The 16673-nt window shown below is 61.7% G+C and carries 17 protein-coding genes; 11 read left to right on the forward strand and 6 right to left on the reverse strand.

Annotation, left to right across the window (positions count from 1 at the left end; translation table 11 throughout):
* On the reverse strand, window positions 1–465 hold the full coding sequence (gene rplM, locus E5X88_RS04025) for a 50S ribosomal protein L13 (RefSeq protein ID WP_292158500.1): 465 nt from the start codon (window positions 463–465) through the stop codon (window positions 1–3).
* A 231-nt stretch (window positions 466–696) separates the two neighbouring features.
* Entirely contained in the window at window positions 697–1161 is a 465-nt protein-coding gene (locus E5X88_RS04030) for a PaaI family thioesterase (protein WP_292158502.1), read from the reverse strand.
* A 185-nt stretch (window positions 1162–1346) separates the two neighbouring features.
* Here E5X88_RS04030 and E5X88_RS04035 point away from each other — a divergent pair, with 185 nt between their 5' ends.
* The 6 genes from E5X88_RS04035 to E5X88_RS04060 all read left to right on the forward strand — a co-directional run bounded on the left by E5X88_RS04035 (window position 1347) and on the right by E5X88_RS04060 (window position 5705).
* Window positions 1347–2168, forward strand: coding sequence for an enoyl-CoA hydratase (locus tag E5X88_RS04035; RefSeq protein ID WP_292158504.1), 822 nt, complete (start codon window positions 1347–1349; stop codon window positions 2166–2168).
* Window positions 2169–2170: 2 nt separating this feature from the next.
* Window positions 2171–2593 (forward strand): VOC family protein, encoded by a 423-nt coding sequence (locus E5X88_RS04040; protein ID WP_292158506.1) that lies wholly within the window; start codon window positions 2171–2173, stop codon window positions 2591–2593.
* Between the two features lie 12 nt (window positions 2594–2605).
* Window positions 2606–3388, forward strand: a complete 783-nt coding sequence (locus E5X88_RS04045) for an AAA family ATPase (RefSeq protein ID WP_292158508.1) — start codon at window positions 2606–2608, stop codon at window positions 3386–3388.
* Window positions 3385–3906 carry a CoA-binding protein gene (locus tag E5X88_RS04050; protein ID WP_292158510.1) on the forward strand — a complete coding sequence of 174 codons (522 nt, stop codon included), beginning with the start codon at window positions 3385–3387 and terminating at the stop codon, window positions 3904–3906. The genes E5X88_RS04045 and E5X88_RS04050 overlap by 4 nt, the downstream gene beginning before the upstream one ends.
* Before the next feature lie 146 nt (window positions 3907–4052).
* Complete coding sequence (locus E5X88_RS04055) at window positions 4053–5333, forward strand: O-acetylhomoserine aminocarboxypropyltransferase (protein WP_292158513.1); 1281 nt, start codon at window positions 4053–4055, stop codon at window positions 5331–5333.
* 21 nt (window positions 5334–5354) lie between these two features.
* A complete protein-coding gene (locus E5X88_RS04060; RefSeq protein WP_292158515.1) occupies window positions 5355–5705 on the forward strand; it encodes a cupin domain-containing protein in 351 nt (116 codons plus the stop codon).
* Between the two features lie 11 nt (window positions 5706–5716).
* Here the strand turns inward: E5X88_RS04060 and E5X88_RS04065 are convergent, their stop codons facing one another.
* Window positions 5717–6436 carry a transporter substrate-binding domain-containing protein gene (locus E5X88_RS04065; protein WP_292158517.1) on the reverse strand — a complete coding sequence of 240 codons (720 nt, stop codon included), beginning with the start codon at window positions 6434–6436 and terminating at the stop codon, window positions 5717–5719.
* A gap of 27 nt (window positions 6437–6463) precedes the next feature.
* On the reverse strand, window positions 6464–7711 hold the full coding sequence (locus E5X88_RS04070; RefSeq protein WP_292158519.1) for a cytochrome P450: 1248 nt from the start codon (window positions 7709–7711) through the stop codon (window positions 6464–6466).
* Window positions 7712–7915: 204 nt separating this feature from the next.
* Here E5X88_RS04070 and E5X88_RS04075 point away from each other — a divergent pair, with 204 nt between their 5' ends.
* On the forward strand, window positions 7916–9019 hold the full coding sequence (locus E5X88_RS04075; RefSeq protein WP_292158954.1) for an FAD-dependent oxidoreductase: 1104 nt from the start codon (window positions 7916–7918) through the stop codon (window positions 9017–9019).
* A 1-nt stretch (window position 9020) separates the two neighbouring features.
* Here E5X88_RS04075 and E5X88_RS04080 read toward each other — a convergent pair whose 3' ends face one another.
* A complete protein-coding gene (locus E5X88_RS04080) occupies window positions 9021–9611 on the reverse strand; it encodes a hypothetical protein (protein ID WP_292158521.1) in 591 nt (196 codons plus the stop codon).
* A gap of 334 nt (window positions 9612–9945) precedes the next feature.
* Here E5X88_RS04080 and clpP point away from each other — a divergent pair, with 334 nt between their 5' ends.
* From clpP to E5X88_RS04100, 4 genes are all read left to right on the forward strand, one after another.
* Entirely contained in the window at window positions 9946–10575 is a 630-nt protein-coding gene (clpP, locus tag E5X88_RS04085; protein WP_126041257.1) for an ATP-dependent Clp endopeptidase proteolytic subunit ClpP, read from the forward strand.
* Window positions 10576–10868: 293 nt separating this feature from the next.
* Window positions 10869–12143 (forward strand): ATP-dependent Clp protease ATP-binding subunit ClpX, encoded by a 1275-nt coding sequence (clpX, locus tag E5X88_RS04090; RefSeq protein WP_292158525.1) that lies wholly within the window; start codon window positions 10869–10871, stop codon window positions 12141–12143.
* 282 nt (window positions 12144–12425) lie between these two features.
* Window positions 12426–14837, forward strand: coding sequence for an endopeptidase La (lon, locus tag E5X88_RS04095; RefSeq protein ID WP_292158527.1), 2412 nt, complete (start codon window positions 12426–12428; stop codon window positions 14835–14837).
* Between the two features lie 300 nt (window positions 14838–15137).
* Window positions 15138–15410 carry an HU family DNA-binding protein gene (locus E5X88_RS04100; RefSeq protein WP_006201846.1) on the forward strand — a complete coding sequence of 91 codons (273 nt, stop codon included), beginning with the start codon at window positions 15138–15140 and terminating at the stop codon, window positions 15408–15410.
* Between the two features lie 224 nt (window positions 15411–15634).
* Here the strand turns inward: E5X88_RS04100 and E5X88_RS04105 are convergent, their stop codons facing one another.
* The gene (locus E5X88_RS04105) at window positions 15635–16657 is read right to left on the reverse strand and encodes an aldo/keto reductase (protein ID WP_292158529.1); all 1023 of its coding nucleotides are present in this window, start codon (window positions 16655–16657) and stop codon (window positions 15635–15637) included.
* Between the last annotated feature and the right edge of the window lie 16 nt (window positions 16658–16673).

The raw sequence follows: 16673 nt of genomic DNA on the forward strand, positions 1-16673 counted from the left end.
TTACGAAACCTTCTTGTTCTTGGCGTTCAGCTTGGCCACGTCGAGCACGACGGGCTGCTGGGCGACATGCGGATGTTCCGTGCCTGCATAGACGCGGAGATTCTTCATCTGGCGACGGCCGAGCGGGCCGCGCGGGATCATGCGTTCGACGGCCTTCTCGACGACACGCTCGGGGAAACGGCCTTCGAGCAGCTGGCGCGCGGTGCGCTGCTTGATGCCACCGGGGTGGCCGGTGTGCCAGTAATAGACCTTGTCGGTGAATTTCTTGCCGGTGAACACCACCTTGTCGGCGTTGATGACGATGACGTTGTCGCCGTCGTCGACATGCGGGGTGAAGGTGGGCTTGTGCTTGCCGCGAAGATGATTGGCGATGACAGTGGCGAGACGGCCGACGACGAGACCCTCGGCGTCGATCAGCACCCACTTCTTCACCACATCCGCAGGCTTCTGCGAAAAGGTTGCCATGGATTTCTGCTTTCGGTTCGGACCTTCCCCATTTCGAACAATAGGAGAAAGGCGTTTCTTGTTGCTTGGATTGAGGGAGAGCGCCTGCCCGCCGCCAATAACAAAACGGCGGCCTTTGCGGGCCGCTGCTTCGTGACGGCTTATAGGCGAAGGGGAGCTATGGCGTCAAGGCTGGTGAAAAGCCAGACGACAGGTAAAGTGAAGTAAAAACAAAGCTTTAGGTAAAAGGTATTATTTTACCACACTGTCGGCTCGCTTCGGTGGGATCGAATAGGTTCCCGTGGCGTGCGCTACGGTATGTCCCGCCGGTCCGGCGACGATGTCGATATCGAACACCATCAGGCTCTTGCCCAACTTCAGGATGCGGCAATGGCCGTCGATCGGCCCGGCCTCGGCCTTGCGGACAAAATTGATGTTGAGATTGGTGGTGACCGAAAGCGCATCCGGCCCGGCATGCGAAAGCACGCAGACATAGCCGCCAATGTCGGCAAGCGTGAACAGCGACGAGCCTGACACGGTTCCGCCGGGGCGCAAATGCCGCTCGCCGGCATTCAGGCGCACAGTGCAGCCGCCCGGGAACACGTCGATCGCCTCATAGAAGGTGAACTGGTCATTGAGCTGGGGATAGACGGTGGCCATCAAGGCGTTGACCTCCGCGGCAGTCAGCACCGGCTTGAGATTGTCTTGGGCGGGCATAGGCGGTTTCCTGTATATGGCGCCGGCATGGCCGGCGGTCTCAAGGCGGACGCGCTTGGCTGAGGTCGCGCCGCCGAGAAAACACGTCTCAAGGCTGTTCTTCAATCGGCAGCGTGCTAGTTCTTTTGTTCCATGGCCCGCGAATCCGATGCCGCCGGCCGATGAAGAGGTTGGAGAAACGACCCATGGCTGAAATCGTCGCCATCAAGCCGGCTGTTGCCGAAGGTCCGGTTGTCGCAAGGCTGGACGCGGGCGTCCTGCGCCTCACGCTCTCCAACCCGCCGGCCAATGCCCTGTCGCTGGCGGTCATGGCGGCTCTGACGGCGGAGCTTGACCGCGCGAAAGCCGACAGATCCGTCCGCGTCATCATCTTGGCGGCGGCCGGAAAGGTGTTCTGCGCCGGACACGACCTCAAGGAAATGACCGCGCGCCGCGCCGACGCCGACCGCGGCAGGGCATTTTTCGAGGAGACGTTTTCCGCTTGCGCGGCGCTGATGCAGGCGATCGTGCGTCACCCCAGGCCCGTGATTGCCGAGGTCGATGGGCTGGCAACGGCGGCCGGGGCGCAACTGGTCGCGAGCTGCGATCTGGCGATCGCCTCGCATGAGGCGACCTTCTGCACGCCGGGCGTCAACATCGGCCTGTTCTGCTCGACGCCGATGGTGGCGCTGTCGCGCAACGTCTCGCGCAAGCATGCGATGGAGATGCTTTTGACCGGCGAGACGATCGATGCGGCGACGGCCAAGGAGTTTGGCCTCATCAATCGTGTGGTGCCGCGCGAATATCTGAATCAGATTGTCACCAAATACGCGCAAACCATTGCTGCCAAGTCGTCTTTGGTCGTGAAGACCGGCAAGGAAGCCTTCTACGCGCAGGCCGAAATGGGGCTCGCCGAGGCCTATGCCTACACCGGCCGCGTCATGGTCGACAACATGCTGGCGCGCGACGCGGAAGAAGGCATCGGCGCCTTCATCGGCAAGCGCAAGCCGGAATGGACCGAGGAATAGACATGGAGCCCCGCGTCTCCATCATCACCATCGCCGTCGACGATCTTGAGCGTGCCACACGCTTCTACGAGGCGATGGGTCTGAGCCGGTATGCCGGGATCACCGACGGCGTTGCCTTCTTCCAGATGGGCGGTGTCATTCTCGGGCTGTTTCCGCGCGAAAGCGCCGAAGCGGATTCAGGCATCACTTTCGGCACGGCGCCGTCTGCCGTCTACCTTGCCTACAACACCCGCTCCGACAGAGAGGTCGATGACGTGCTCGCGATGGCCGAGAAGGCCGGTGGTCGTATCGTCAAGCCGGCCGGCCGTGCCTTCTGGGGCGGCTGGTACGGCTATTTCGCCGATACCGAAGGACATATCTGGGAAGTGGCGCACAATCCGGCTTTTCCGATTGCGGAAGACGGCAGCATCTCGCTGCCGGACTGATCCTTCTTCCAGATGGCATATCGCAAGCAACTGACGCGACTGAAGGCTCCCTATCTCAAGCGCATCCTGATCGAGCCAGCGCGGGTCGCGGATTGGGAAAAATATCCCTGGAATCTGCCGATCTTCCGCAGCCACGATTTCGGACTCGAATTCACCACGCCGATCACCATCATCGTCGGTGAGAACGGTACCGGAAAGTCGACGTTGCTCGAGGCGATCGGTGCTCTGGCCGGATACGATGAGGCCGGCGGCGGCAAGGGCTACATGCCCATCGACCACTCCCGCGCCATCGACAGGAGCGGCGCGGCATTGGCGGAAACGCTGCGCGGCCACTGGCTGCCGAAAGTCACCGCCGGCTGGTTCTTCCGCGCCGAATCTTTTTATTCCGTGGCCCGTTACCTTGACCAGGCGGCGCTGGAAGATCCCTTCAGGCCGCCGCCGCCCGATTTCCTGTCCTGGTCGCATGGCGAGGGCTTCATCCGCTTCTTCGAGGAACGCTGCCGCCGGCAAGGCATCTACATTCTGGACGAACCCGAAAGCGCTTTGTCGCCGACGCGCCAGATCGCGCTTCTCAAGATGCTGCGGCGGATGGATCTATCAGGCATGGCGCAAGTGATCATGGCGACGCATTCGCCGCTGCTGATGGCCTGTCCCGGCGCGCGGCTGTTTCGCATCAGCCGGTTCGGGCTCGACCCGACCGATTTCCATGACACCGATCATTTCCGCATGATGCGCAATTTCTGCAGCGATCCGGATGGTTTTCTCGCCGAAGCGCTGTATGAGGACGAGGCATGAATCACGACGCCTACGACAATGCCTATATCACCGGCATCCTCAATTCGGTGAAGACCATCGCCATGGTCGGCGCATCCGCCAACGATGTGCGGCCGAGTTACTTCGTGCTGAAGTACCTGCTGGGCAAGGGGTTTTCGGTGTTCCCGATCAACCCCGGCCAGGCCGGCAAGGAAATCCTTGGCCGGATGACCTATGCCCGCCTCGCCGATGTTCCCGAGCCGATCGACATGATCGATGTTTTTCGCAATCCTGCGGCAGCTCCGGCCATTGTTGACGAGGCTTTGCGGCTCGATCCGTTGCCGAAAGTCATCTGGATGCAGCTTGGCGTGCGCCATGACGAGGCCGCCGCGCGCGCCGAAGCCGCCGGCATCAAGGTGGTGATGAACCGCTGCCCCAAGATCGAGTATGGCAAGCTGTCGGGCGAAATCGGCTGGACCGGCGTCAATTCCGGCGTGCTGTCGTCGAAGAAGCCGCTGATGCGGCCGGGATTCCAGAGTTTCGGCGTTCGCCAGAAGTAGACGGAAAGTTTTTCCGGTAACCGGCACATTTTCTCGTGCCTCGATCACAGATCGTGCACTGAAGGGCATTTTCTTCTTTGCATTCGCGACCGGGCTTCGCCAAGAATGCCCGGCGCTTTTCAGAAGGTTCAAAAGGGAGGTATTCGATGACCCGCACGCCCGGTTTCAACACGCTCGCCATCCATGCCGGCGCCAAGCCAGATCCGGCGACGGGCGCGCGTGCCACGCCGATCTACCAGACGACCTCCTTTGTCTTCGATGATACCGACCATGCCGCCTCGCTGTTCGGGCTGAAAGCCTTCGGCAACATCTACACCCGCATCATGAACCCGACGCAGGCGGTGCTGGAAGAGCGCATCGCGGCACTCGAAGGCGGCACGGCAGCACTGGCCGTTGCGTCGGGCCATGCCGCGCAGGTGCTCGTCTTCCACAATCTGATGCAGCCCGGCGACAATTTCGTTGCCGCAACGAGGCTTTACGGCGGCTCGATCAACCAGTTCGGCCACGCTTTCAAGAATTTCGGCTGGCAGGTGCGCTGGGCCGATACCAATGACATCTCGACCTTCGAAAGCCAGATCGACGAAAAGACCAAGGCGATCTTCATCGAGAGCCTGGCCAATCCGGGCGGCGTCTTCGTCGACATCGAGAAGATCGGCGACATCGCCCGCAAGCACGGTCTGCCGCTGATCGTCGACAACACGCTGGCCTCGCCCTATCTGGTGCGGCCGATCGAGCATGGCGCCGACATCGTCGTGCATTCGCTGACCAAGTTCATCGGCGGCCACGGCAATTCGATCGGCGGCGCCATTGTCGACGGCGGCACCTTCGACTGGTCGAAATCCGGCAAGTATCCGATGCTGTCGGAGCCGCGCCCCGAATATGGCGGCCTCGTCCTGCACGAGACCTTCGGCAATTTCGCTTTCGCCATTGCCGCGCGCGTGCTCGGCCTGCGCGACATGGGCCCGGCGATCTCGCCCTTCAATGCGTTCCTCATCCTGACCGGACTGGAAACCTTGCCGCTCAGGATGCAGCGCCACTGCGACAATGCGGTCACCGTCGCCGCCTGGCTGTCCAATCACCCCAAGGTCGCCTGGGTGTCCTATCCCGGCCTGCCCAGCGACAAGAACAACGCGCTGCAGAAGAAATACGCTCCGCTTGGCGCGGGTGCGGTGTTCACCTTCGGCCTGAAGGGCGGCTATGCGGCGGGTATCAAATTCGTCGAGGCGCTCGAACTGTTCTCCCACCTCGCCAATGTCGGCGACACCAAATCGCTGGTCATCCACCCGGCATCGACCACGCACCGGCAACTGTCCGACGAGCAGAAGGTCGCGGCCGGAGCAGGGCCGGATACGGTCAGGCTTTCGGTCGGCATCGAGGATGTCAACGACATCGTTGCCGATCTGGAACAGGCCCTCGCCAAGGTTTGATCCATGCTGGAAGGAGCTTCCATGAGCGCGCCAAGATTTCTCTCCGTCGACGTCGGCAGCGTCGAACCGGAACTTGGCGCACCGGCGCCGGATCGTCTGATTTCAGGCGATCCGGTGTTCCGTACCTGGAATATCGAGGAACGCGACGGCGGGCTCTATGCCGGCATCTGGGAGGCGACGCCGGGCAAATGGCGCATTGAGTATGACGAGTGGGAGTTCTGTCACATCCTGTCCGGCGTCTCGGTGATATCAGAAGACGGCGGCGAGGCGCGCACCGTCAGGGCGGGTGACAGTTTCGTGCTCAGGCCAGGCTTCAAGGGAATCTGGGAAGTGCTTGAAACGACTCGCAAGGAGTATGTGATCCGCCTCTAGAGCCTCGGGCTTCACAGAAGGCGGTCGATGTCGGTACCGGAAAATCCGTATCCGCTCATCATGTCCCTGTGCCAGGGACTTCCAAGCAAACCATCGAGGCATGAATCGATGCGCTGCCGCAGGATCGCGTTGCCTTTGGCGAGCGCGAACGCGCCGGCTGCTGGCTGTCTTTCGGCTGCCGGAACGTCGATGACCTCAAGCGGTGCGTCGGGCCGCTCGGTCAGATAGCCTCGATGCGCCATGGCGACACTAGCATAGGCATGCACCACACCGGCAGCGACGGCATCGGCCGCGCCTCCTTGCGTGGCGAATATCCTTATCCGCTCGGGCGGAACGCCATTTTGCAGAGCCGTCTGATGTTGGATCTGGCCCGATATGACGCCGATCAAGGCCTCCTTATCTGCGGCGATGGATCGATAGCCCTTGAATTCGCGCGGATTGCCTTCCGCGACCAGCAACCCGTCCTGCAGCACCCAGATCGGTCGCGTGAAGTCGACGGATTTCTTGCGTTCGTCCGAAACGAACAGGCCGGTGGTCATGTCCCACTGACCCTTGGCCAACCCGGGAAGCAGTTTGGCGAACTCGGTTTTGATGGGCGAAAAGGCCCCCAGCCCCAACATTTCGCAAACCTTCCGCGCGAGCTCGACGTCGCAGCCTGAGACATCTCCGGAAGCGTCGGTGAAGCAGAAAGGAGGCTCCTGCAAGAAAGCGAATGTCATCTTTTCGGTCATGCGAACTCGGCCTGATGTCCGCTGTTCTCAAACGTGCACGGCGAGCGTTTCCAGCCCGTGGAAATGATAGGTGTCGCGGAAGCGCGGCTGTTCGGCAAGACGCAGCTGCGGCAGCCGGTCGAACAGGGTTTTCAGCGACACCTGCAATTCGAGCCGGGCGAGCGGCGCGCCGATGCAGAAATGAATGCCGGCGCCGAACGAGACGTTCTTCTGGTCCGCGCGATCCGGCCTGAAGGCGAGGGGTTCGGCAAAAGCCGCCGGGTCGTGGTTGGCCATGCCGAGCAGCAGGCCGACCGTCTCGCCGGGGTGCACGAGAATGCCTGGAGAGACCTCGATCTCTTCATAGGCATATCGCGTGAACATGTGCAGCGGCGCGTCGAAGCGCAGGCACTCCTCGACGGTCGCCGCGGTCGTTTCCGGCGCGGTGAAGAAGCGGCGCGGGTCGCCCCCTTGCGCGAGGATCGAGCGCACGGCATTGCCGGTCTGGTGGACTGTCGCCTCGTGGCCGGCATTGAGCAGCAGAATGGCCGAGGACACCAGCTCGTCCTCTGAGAGCTTCTGGCCGCCCTCCTGCGCCGCGATCAGCAGCGACAAAAGATCATCGCCGGGTTTTTTGCGCCGATCGGCAACATAGCCGCGCAAGAAGTCCGAGAAATCCTGTGCTGCGCGATTGGCCGTCTCTTCGGTCTCGCGTGTGCGGCCATACATGTACATGGCGACCATCCGATGCGACCAGTCGAGCAGTTGCGGCCCCATCTCGACCGGCACGCCGAGCATTTCGGCAATGATGGTGATCGGCAAAGGCGAGGCGAAAGCCGGCAGCAGGTCGACCTGGTCCGGTTCGAAACGGTCGATCAGTTCATTGGCGAGTGCCTCGACGCGCGGCCGCAGCCGCTCGACCTGGCGCGAGACGAAGGCGCGGTTGACCAGCGTCCTGAGCCTGGTGTGCACGGGCGGTTCCAGCTCCAGCATCGAATTGGCCTCGATGCCGTCGAACGCCTGGAGATGCGTGCGGTCCTGGCCGATGCCTCGACTGTCGGGGATGCCGGCCGGGTTCTGGCGGCCGAAGCGGCGGTCGCGCAGCAGCCGGTTGACGTCGTCGAAGCCGCCAAAGCAGCAGAAGCCGAACTCTTCCCAGAAGAAGGCGCTCGATGCGCCGTGCATGAAGGCATAGGTCTCGTAAGGATTCTGGAAGAAAGCCGGCTCGTGCGGGTTCAGTCGCAGGCGGCGCGTCGATGGATCGAAGGCAAGATAGGGCGGCATCAATTTGGTCATGCCAGACAATTAACGCATGACCCCGAAAACCGGAATCGGTTTTCGGAAAGGATCATGCGCAGATTCAAAGTGTTGGAGCGTCCTTTACGCGTCCATCGGACGCGCGGCGCTCCAAGGCTTGCCAGCTTGGTGCCAGACCGTATGTTGGCGCGCGACAGCCCAATGAGTTGAGCCAGCCGAAGCGGCTGCGGAAGGACTGACTTGATGAATGTGATTGTGGTTGGCGCAGGCATTGCGGGGCTTTCGACGGCATGGTCGCTGGTCAAGGCCGGGCACCGGGTCTCTATCGTCGAGCAAGGGCCGATACCCAATCCGCTTGCGGCCTCGGGCGATCATCATCGCATCATCCGCCGCGCCTATGGCGCAGCGGCGGGCTATGGCCGCCTGATCACCGAAGCCTATGAAGCCTGGGACGAGATGTGGGCCGATCTCGGCGAAAACCATCTCGATCCACGAGGTTTCATCTGCATTTCGCGCGAGGAGGGGGATGACGCCGAACAGATGCGCGACGGGCTGGTGGCCGGCGGTTTTCCCTTCGAGATGATCGAGCCGGGCGAGGCCGTTGCGCGCTGGCCGTTCCTCGAGACCGGAAGCTTTCGCTACGCTTGCTTCTCGCCGGAGGGCGGCGCGTTGTATTGCCGCAAGATCGCGGCGGGACTCGCCGAATGGCTGCGGGCGAACGGCGCCAATGTCTATGAAAATAGCAAGGTGACGGAAGTCGACGCCGAGGCCGGCCGCATCCTGCTTGAAGGCGGCGAAACGATGCAGGCCGACCGTATCGTCGTCACCGCGGGCGCCTGGGTGCTGAGACTGTTTCCGGAATTGGGCGGCGATCTGAAGACCTATCGCACCGCGCTTGCCTATGTCGAACCGCCGGCGGATCTGAAGGCGGCATGGCAGGCAGCGCCGGTCATCCTCGATGTCGGCGGCGCTGTTGACGGCTACGTGATCCCGCCGTCCGGCGGCGCCGGCATGAAGTTCGGCTCTGGGCTGCACCGGGTGCCGACCAGCGACGCCGACTGGAACCGCCAGCCGGTGGCGGGCGAGGGTGAGGCGATCCGCGACCTGTTTTCTCCGCCGATCGCCCGTGTCGAAGAATACAGGATAACCGAGGTCGTCACCTGCGCTTATACCTTCACCGCCGACGAAAAGTTCCTGGCGCATGAGAAGGGCAAATGCCTTGTTGTCTCGGCCTGCTCCGGCCATGGCTACAAGTTCGGCGCGGCGGTCGGCAGGCGCGTCGCGGCTTGTATCGGCAAGGGCGACGTCGCCGGTTTGAAGGCTTGGCTGCGCGCCGAAACGGCCTGATCTAATACCGGCAATGCCTCGGCATATGCACGCGCCGCCAGCCGGACGAGCCTTCCCGGACCACCACCCGGCGCGCCACTGTCTGGTAGGAGGCGGGAACGTCGATGATCCGCCGATATCCCGGCTTTACCAAAACCTCTTCGGCCACGCTCTCATACTCGGCGGGGATGACGACGCGCCGTCGGCGCTCCGGCTGCACCACCACGGTCTCGGCCACGCGTTCATAGCGCGCCGTGTGCCTGATCTTGCACAGCACCTTGCGGCCATGGATGACGCGCCATTCCCAGGAATAGCCGCCGTCATCGATCTTCACCTTGCGGTAGATGGTTCGGGTGACGGCAGGCACGATCTCGTAGCTGACACGCTGGGGCGCGATCTGCACAACGCGCTCGCGCGTCCCGTAGATCGCGGGATCATACTCCACCTGCTGGCCGGCCGGGCTGACGAGCACGTTTTCGTAGACGGTCTCATACACAGCCGGCCTGTTGACCTGCTGGTAGCATTCGACGGCGCGGCCGCCGGCCGCCGTTTCTGACGCCGTGCCGAGAACGGTCAGGCCGGCAATGGCCAAGGAAGCGGTTTTCCTGATCATGGCACTCCCCCTGTTTGAACTTCAAAACACAAGTTCAACGTTGAATTGTAAGGGAAGCCGGACCAGGGGAAAGCGATTTCAAGACATTTCGTTAAGCGACGCGGTTAAGAAACTGCTAACCGGCAGCGCGGCAGCACCGCTTCAAGAGCAGCCGGTGCCGCTTCGGGCGAATCCTGTGCAGAAGGCTTGATTCGACTTAACCAGATGGCTAGGAGGGGCGGCCTTGCGCTAGGGTGAGCCGACATCCTATTTACAGGACAACGATCCAGAACCGATTCTGCCCGACTTGCTCATCTCCCGGCGCCGGAATCCCACCTTTGAAAAGGGATAGTCCATGAAGAACCCCGTCGAAACCTACATGAACCTCGTTCCGATGGTGGTCGAACAGACCAATCGCGGCGAGCGGGCCTACGACATTTTCTCGCGGCTGCTGAAAGAGCGCATCATTTTCATCACCGGTCCGGTCGAGGACGGCATGGCGACGCTGGTCTGCGCGCAGCTCCTGTTCCTCGAGGCGGAGAATCCGAAGAAGGAAATCAACCTCTACATCAATTCGCCCGGAGGCGTCGTCACCTCGGGCATGGCGATCTACGACACCATGCAGTTCATCAAGCCAGCGGTGTCGACGCTGTGCATCGGCCAGGCGGCCTCGATGGGCTCGCTGCTCCTCACCGCAGGCGAGAAGGGCATGCGTTTCGCCACGCCGAATGCCCGCATCATGGTCCACCAGCCCTCTGGTGGCTTCCAGGGCCAGGCTTCCGACATCGAGCGCCACGCCCAGGACATCATCAAGCTGAAGCGCCGTCTCAACGAGGTCTATGTCAAGCACACCGGCAAGAGCTACGACGAGATCGAGAAGACGCTCGACCGCGACCACTTCATGACCGCTGACGAGGCGAGGGATTTCGGTCTCATCGACAAGGTCATTTCGTCGCGCGAGCCGGCTGAGGTTGCCGCCGCATAAGCCCGGTGGCAGTTGGATGGTGGGAAAACACGCTTTTGGGGCCGCTTGCAGCATTTCGGCCACAATTGGCTGTTCCCTCGACGAGAGCAATTGCCTACGTTAAGCCTATGTTGATTTTCGACGGCTTAGCTTCGTGTGGGGTTGGTGCGAATCATTGCGACGTTTTCTGATATGTGTTTCGTACGGAAGACGTTGCGGGAGCTGGGACACTGGCGGCGGCGATTTCCCGCGATAGATTGAATATGCGCCCTTTCAACCAGACCATCGGCGGGCGGCTATGAAAGGACATGAAAATGAGCAAGGTCGGCAACAACGGCGGTGATTCCAAGAACACGCTTTATTGCTCGTTTTGCGGCAAAAGCCAGCACGAAGTGCGCAAGCTGATCGCCGGCCCGACGGTGTTCATCTGCGACGAATGCGTCGAGCTCTGCATGGACATCATCCGCGAGGAGAACAAGACCTCGATGGTGAAGTCGCGGGAGGGCGTGCCGACCCCGCAGGAGATCCTCAAGGTTCTCGACGATTACGTCATCGGCCAGCCCTACGCCAAGCGCGTGCTGTCGGTGGCCGTTCACAATCACTACAAGCGCCTCGCGCATGCCGGCAAGAACAACGACGTCGAACTGGCGAAATCCAACATTTTGCTGATCGGCCCGACCGGTTGCGGCAAGACGCTGCTTGCGCAGACGCTGGCCCGCATCATCGACGTGCCGTTCACCATGGCCGATGCGACGACGCTGACCGAGGCCGGCTATGTTGGCGAGGATGTCGAGAACATCATCCTGAAGCTCCTGCAGTCGGCCGACTACAATGTCGAGCGCGCCCAGCGCGGCATCGTCTACATCGACGAGATCGACAAGATTTCGCGCAAGTCCGACAATCCTTCGATCACCCGCGACGTGTCGGGCGAAGGCGTGCAGCAGGCGCTGTTGAAGATCATGGAAGGCACGGTCGCTTCCGTGCCGCCGCAGGGCGGCAGGAAGCATCCCCAGCAGGAATTCCTGCAGGTCGACACCGCCAACATCCTGTTCATCTGTGGCGGCGCCTTCGCCGGGCTGGACAAGATCATCTCGGATCGCGGCCGCAAGACCTCGATAGGTTTCGGAGCCATCGTCGCTTCGCCCGAGGATCGCCGCACCGGCGATGTTTTCCGCCTGGTCGAGCCTGAGGATCTGTTGAAGTTCGGCCTCATTCCCGAGTTCGTCGGCCGTCTGCCGGTCCTGGCGACGCTGGAGGATCTCGACGAGCCGGCGCTGATCCAGATCCTGACCGAGCCGAAGAACGCGCTGGTCAAGCAGTATCAGCGGCTGTTCGAGATGGAGAATGTCGACCTGACCTTCCACGAGAACGCACTGTCGGCGATCGCCAAGCGCGCCATCGAGCGCAAGACCGGCGCGCGTGGCCTGCGCTCGATCATGGAAGCGATCCTGCTCGACACGATGTTCGAGCTGCCGGCGCTTGAAGGCGTGCGCGAAGTGGTTATTTCGGAAGAGGTGGTTTCCGGCAACGCCAGGCCGCTCTACATCTATTCCGAGCAGAAGGAAAAGAAAGGCAACGTCAGCGCCTGACGTGAGCCGGCAATGGACTTTGTTGAAACGGCGCCGCGAGGCGCCGTTTTGCTGTTGCGGACATGCCTCGTTGTGATGAACGGATACGGCGATTGGATGAACGGATTCGTGTTGACCCTTGATCTTTGCCCCCCGTGCCTCCAACTAACGGGGGAAGGCCGTGGTGCCGAATTCTGTGCTGTAAAACTCCCGTCACAAACGGTGGTAGGCGGAACGATCCTCGGTCGTTAATATGAGATTCGCGGCTGGCCGATTGGCGGCCGCGATATGAAAGGTTGGACAATGGCCAAAATATCCAAGGCTCCCAGCGACGGCGTTTTCGCAGTCCTCCCACTGCGCGACATCGTGGTGTTCCCGCACATGATCGTTCCGCTCTTTGTCGGGCGTGAAAAGTCGATCAAGGCGCTGGAAGAGGTGATGGGTCAGGAAAAGCAGATCCTGCTCGCGACCCAGATGAATGCCGCCGACGACGATCCCGAGTCCGATGCCATCTTTGACATCGGCACGCTCGCCAACGTGCTGCAGTTGCTGAAACTGCCGGACGGCACCGTGAAGGTGCTGGTCGAAGGCGCCTCGCGCGCGAAGATCGTGTCGTTCACCGACCGTCCCGACTTCCACGAGGCCCGCGCCGCGGTGCTGGTCGAACCGGAGGAGGAGGAGGTCGAGGTCGAGGCTCTGGCCCGGTCCGTCGTCACCGACTTCGAGAACTACGTCAAGCTGAACAAGAAGATCTCGCCCGAAGTGGTGGGTGCCGCCAGCCAGATCGACGACTATTCCAAGCTCGCCGATACGGTTGCGTCGCATCTTGCCATCAAGATCCCCGAGAAGCAGGAGATGCTGGCCACGCTTTCGGTCAAGGAGCGGCTGGAAAAGGCGATGGGCTTCATGGAAGCCGAGATCTCCGTCCTGCAGGTTGAGAAGCGCATCCGTTCGCGCGTCAAGCGCCAGATGGAGAAGACGCAGCGCGAATACTACCTCAACGAGCAGATGAAGGCGATCCAGAAGGAGCTCGGCGAGGGCGAGGACGGCCGCGACGAGGCCGCCGAGATCGAGGCGCGCATCAAGAAGACCAAGCTCTCCAAGGAGGCCCGCGAAAAGGCGGAAGCCGAACTGAAGAAGCTCAGGACGATGTCGCCGATGTCGGCTGAATCGACCGTCGTGCGCAACTATCTCGACTGGATCCTGTCGATACCGTGGGGCAAGAACTCCAAGGTCAAGCAGGATTTGGCCTACGCGCAGAACGTGCTCGACGCCGACCATTTCGGTCTCGACAAGGTCAAGGACCGCATCGTCGAATATCTCGCCGTGCAGAGCCGCCAGAAGAAGCTGAAGGGGCCGATCCTGTGCCTCGTCGGACCTCCCGGCGTCGGCAAGACCTCGCTCGGCAAGTCGATCGCCAAGGCGACCGGCCGCGAGTTCATCCGCATGGCGCTGGGCGGCGTGCGCGACGAGGCCGAGATCCGCGGTCACCGGCGCACCTATATCGGCTCGATGCCCGGCAAGGTCATCCAGTCGATGAAGAAGGCGAAGAAGTCCAACCCGCTCTTCCTGCTCGACGAGATCGACAAGATGGGCCAGGATTTCCGAGGCGACCCGTCGTCGGCCTTGCTCGAGGTGCTCGATCCCGAGCAGAACTCGACGTTCATGGATCACTACCTCGAGGTCGAATACGACCTGTCGAGCGTGATGTTCGTGACGACGGCGAACACGTTGAACATCCCTGCGCCCCTGATGGACCGCATGGAGATCATCCGTATCGCCGGCTACACCGAGGACGAGAAGGTCGAGATCGCCAAGCGCCATCTGATGCCCAAGGTGATCCGCGATCACGCGCTGCAGCCGAAGGAGTTCTCCGTCGGCGAGGACGCGATCCGTGGCATCATCCAGACCTACACCCGTGAAGCGGGCGTCAGGAGCCTGGAGCGCGAGCTGATGAAGCTCGGCCGTAAGGCGGTGACTGAGATCCTGAAGACGAAGAAGAAGACGATCAACATCACGGCGGACAATCTCGCCGATTACCTTGGTGTTCCGCGCTTCCGCTTCGGTCAGGTCGAGGCGGACGATCAGGTCGGTGTTGTCACCGGGCTTGCCTGGACGGAAGTCGGCGGCGAGTTGCTGACGGTGGAAGGCGTCATGATGCCCGGCAAGGGCCGCATGACGGTGACCGGCAATCTGCGCGACGTGATGAAGGAATCGATCTCGGCGGCGGCCTCCTATGTCCGCTCGCGGGCTATCGATTTCGGCGTCGAGCCGCCGCTGTTCGACAAGCGCGACATCCACGTCCACGTGCCGGAGGGGGCTACCCCCAAGGACGGACCGTCGGCGGGTGTGGCGATGGCGACGGCGATCGTCTCGGTGCTGACCGGCATCCCGGTCAAGGCCGATGTCGCGATGACCGGCGAGATCACGCTGCGCGGCAGGGTGTTGCCGATCGGCGGGCTCAAGGAGAAGCTGCTTGCAGCACTTCGCGGCGGCATCAAGAAGGTGCTGATCCCGGAAGAGAACGCCAAGGATCTGGCGGAGATTCCGGACAACGTGAAGAGCGGCATGGAGATCATTCCGGTCTCGCGAGTCGGCGAGGTGCTGCGTCATGCGCTGGTGCGTATGCCGGAGCCGATCGAGTGGGTCGAACCGGTCAATGCGCCGGCTACCGTGGACGCCGGAGATGACGCCGGCAAGTCGCTTGCTCATTAGAGCGCCGCGCGTCCAATTGGACGCGCAAAGGACGCTCTAACGCCTTTGGGTCTGCGCATGATCCTTTCCGAAAACCGAAACCGGTTTTCGGGGTCATGCGTTAGTTATTGCTAAAGTTGCAATGCACAAAGAGAGAGCCGGGCCCTGAGCCCGGCTTTTTCATGTGAAAAACCCCAGAATTCCGGGGTTTTTTCGATTTTTTTGACGCTTTTCGACTTGGTTGCAGAAGCGCTTCTTTCTAAAGTCCGTTTCCTGCCGGATGAGTCGTACGTTCCGGTTTTCTCATGGAAGGGAATTTTTATGAACAAGAACGAACTGGTGTCCGCTGTCGCCGATGCCGCGAGTATTTCGAAGGGTGACGCGCAGTCGGCGGTCGATGCGGTGTTTTCCGTGATCACCGGCGAACTGAAGAAGGGCGGCGATGTCCGGCTTGTCGGCTTCGGAAATTTCACCGTGTCAAAACGCGCCGCGTCGACCGGACGCAACCCGCAGACCGGTGCGGAAGTGAAGATTCCGGCGCGCACCGTGCCGAAGTTTTCGGCCGGCAAGGGCCTCAAGGACGCAGTAAACTAAGCGCCTTCTCACCCTTTTCAGAGATAAGGAAAGCCGGGCATGCCCGGCTTTTCTTTGCGTCCGTTCTGGGTGCTCGCAGTGTCGAGACGGGAGCGGCGGCTCTAAAGCGCGTCGCATCCAATGAGATTCACGCGACGCGCTTTTTGTTCTGACGCATGTCATTATCCCAAAACCGCTGCGCACCCTCGGTTCAAGACCGAGGGCATGCTTATGGGCGGCAGGCATCATGCCGTCGGCGCATCCGCGCGCATCAGCCCTTCCTTCTTGAGATCGGCCCAGAGTTCCGATGGCAGCTTTGCGTCGAGCAGCGACCGGTTGCTTTCGACCTCGCTCGGCCGCTGGCCGCCGGGGATCACCGACACGACCGACGGGTGCAGCAACGGAAATTGCAGCGCCGCCTCGATCAGGCGCACGCCGTGGCGTTTGCAGACGGCCTCGATGCGCGTGACGCGGTCGATAATGTCCTGCGGCGCTTCGGAATAATTGTAGAAGGCCCCGGGTTTCGGCCCGGTTGCCAGGATGCCGGAATTATACGGTCCGCCGAGAACGATGCCGATGCCGCGCTTCTGGCATAGCGGCAGGAAGGATTGCAGCGCTTCCTGCTCCAGCAGCGTATAACGCCCGGCAAGCAGGAAAAGGTCGAAGTCGCCACGCTCGGCAAGTGTCTGGGCAACGGGCCATTCGTTGATGCCGCCGCCGAACGCCTTGATGACGCCCTGGTCACGCAGGGCCAGCAGCCCATAATAGCCAGAGCGCATGAACTCTTCGATGCGTTGATCCGAGGCCTCCTTGCTGCCGTGAGTGAAGATGTCGACGTCATGCACGAACAGGATGTCGATGCGATCGACGCCAAGGCGTTCCAGAGAGGCTTCGAAGGAGCGCATGACGCCGTCATAGCCGTAGTCGTAGACCTCGCGGCGCGACGGCGTGTCGAAGAATTTGCCAATGCCTGTGCGTTCGTCCGGCGGGCAGGCGCGCATGATGCGGCCGACCTTGCTCGACAGCACATAGTCGTCGCGCTTTTTCGAGCGCAGGAACGGATTGAGCCGTGTTTCCGACAGGCCGAGCCCGTAGAGCGGCGCGGTGTCGTAGTAACGGCAGCCGACCCGCCATGCCGCCTCCAGCGTGGCATTGGCATCCTCGTCGGAGACGGCGCGGTAGAGGTTGCCGAGCGGCGCCGTGCCGAAGCCGAGTTCCGTGAACGCGATGCCGCCATTGCCGATGCGGTCGAAATGCCGTGTCTTCATGTCCTGCCGTTTCCTC

It is taken from the genome of Mesorhizobium sp. (genome assembly GCF_004962245.1).
Taxonomy (GTDB): domain Bacteria; phylum Pseudomonadota; class Alphaproteobacteria; order Rhizobiales; family Rhizobiaceae; genus Mesorhizobium.

Excerpts from the sequence above, each read along its gene's own strand:
- rplM (WP_292158500.1), bottom strand. The coding sequence starts at position 465 with ATGGCAACCTTTTCGCAGAAGCCTGCGGATGTGGTGAAGAAGTGGGTG.
- E5X88_RS04030 (WP_292158502.1), bottom strand. The coding sequence starts at position 1,161 with ATGCCCGCCCAAGACAATCTCAAGCCGGTGCTGACTGCCGCGGAGGTC.
- E5X88_RS04035 (WP_292158504.1), top strand. The coding sequence starts at position 1,347 with ATGGCTGAAATCGTCGCCATCAAGCCGGCTGTTGCCGAAGGTCCGGTT.
- E5X88_RS04040 (WP_292158506.1), top strand. The coding sequence starts at position 2,171 with ATGGAGCCCCGCGTCTCCATCATCACCATCGCCGTCGACGATCTTGAG.
- E5X88_RS04045 (WP_292158508.1), top strand. The coding sequence starts at position 2,606 with ATGGCATATCGCAAGCAACTGACGCGACTGAAGGCTCCCTATCTCAAG.
- E5X88_RS04050 (WP_292158510.1), top strand. The coding sequence starts at position 3,385 with ATGAATCACGACGCCTACGACAATGCCTATATCACCGGCATCCTCAAT.
- E5X88_RS04055 (WP_292158513.1), top strand. The coding sequence starts at position 4,053 with ATGACCCGCACGCCCGGTTTCAACACGCTCGCCATCCATGCCGGCGCC.
- E5X88_RS04060 (WP_292158515.1), top strand. The coding sequence starts at position 5,355 with ATGAGCGCGCCAAGATTTCTCTCCGTCGACGTCGGCAGCGTCGAACCG.
- E5X88_RS04065 (WP_292158517.1), bottom strand. The coding sequence starts at position 6,436 with ATGACCGAAAAGATGACATTCGCTTTCTTGCAGGAGCCTCCTTTCTGC.
- E5X88_RS04070 (WP_292158519.1), bottom strand. The coding sequence starts at position 7,711 with ATGACCAAATTGATGCCGCCCTATCTTGCCTTCGATCCATCGACGCGC.
- E5X88_RS04075 (WP_292158954.1), top strand. The coding sequence starts at position 7,916 with ATGAATGTGATTGTGGTTGGCGCAGGCATTGCGGGGCTTTCGACGGCA.
- E5X88_RS04080 (WP_292158521.1), bottom strand. The coding sequence starts at position 9,611 with ATGATCAGGAAAACCGCTTCCTTGGCCATTGCCGGCCTGACCGTTCTC.
- clpP (WP_126041257.1), top strand. The coding sequence starts at position 9,946 with ATGAAGAACCCCGTCGAAACCTACATGAACCTCGTTCCGATGGTGGTC.
- clpX (WP_292158525.1), top strand. The coding sequence starts at position 10,869 with ATGAGCAAGGTCGGCAACAACGGCGGTGATTCCAAGAACACGCTTTAT.
- lon (WP_292158527.1), top strand. The coding sequence starts at position 12,426 with ATGGCCAAAATATCCAAGGCTCCCAGCGACGGCGTTTTCGCAGTCCTC.
- E5X88_RS04100 (WP_006201846.1), top strand. The coding sequence starts at position 15,138 with ATGAACAAGAACGAACTGGTGTCCGCTGTCGCCGATGCCGCGAGTATT.
- E5X88_RS04105 (WP_292158529.1), bottom strand. The coding sequence starts at position 16,657 with ATGAAGACACGGCATTTCGACCGCATCGGCAATGGCGGCATCGCGTTC.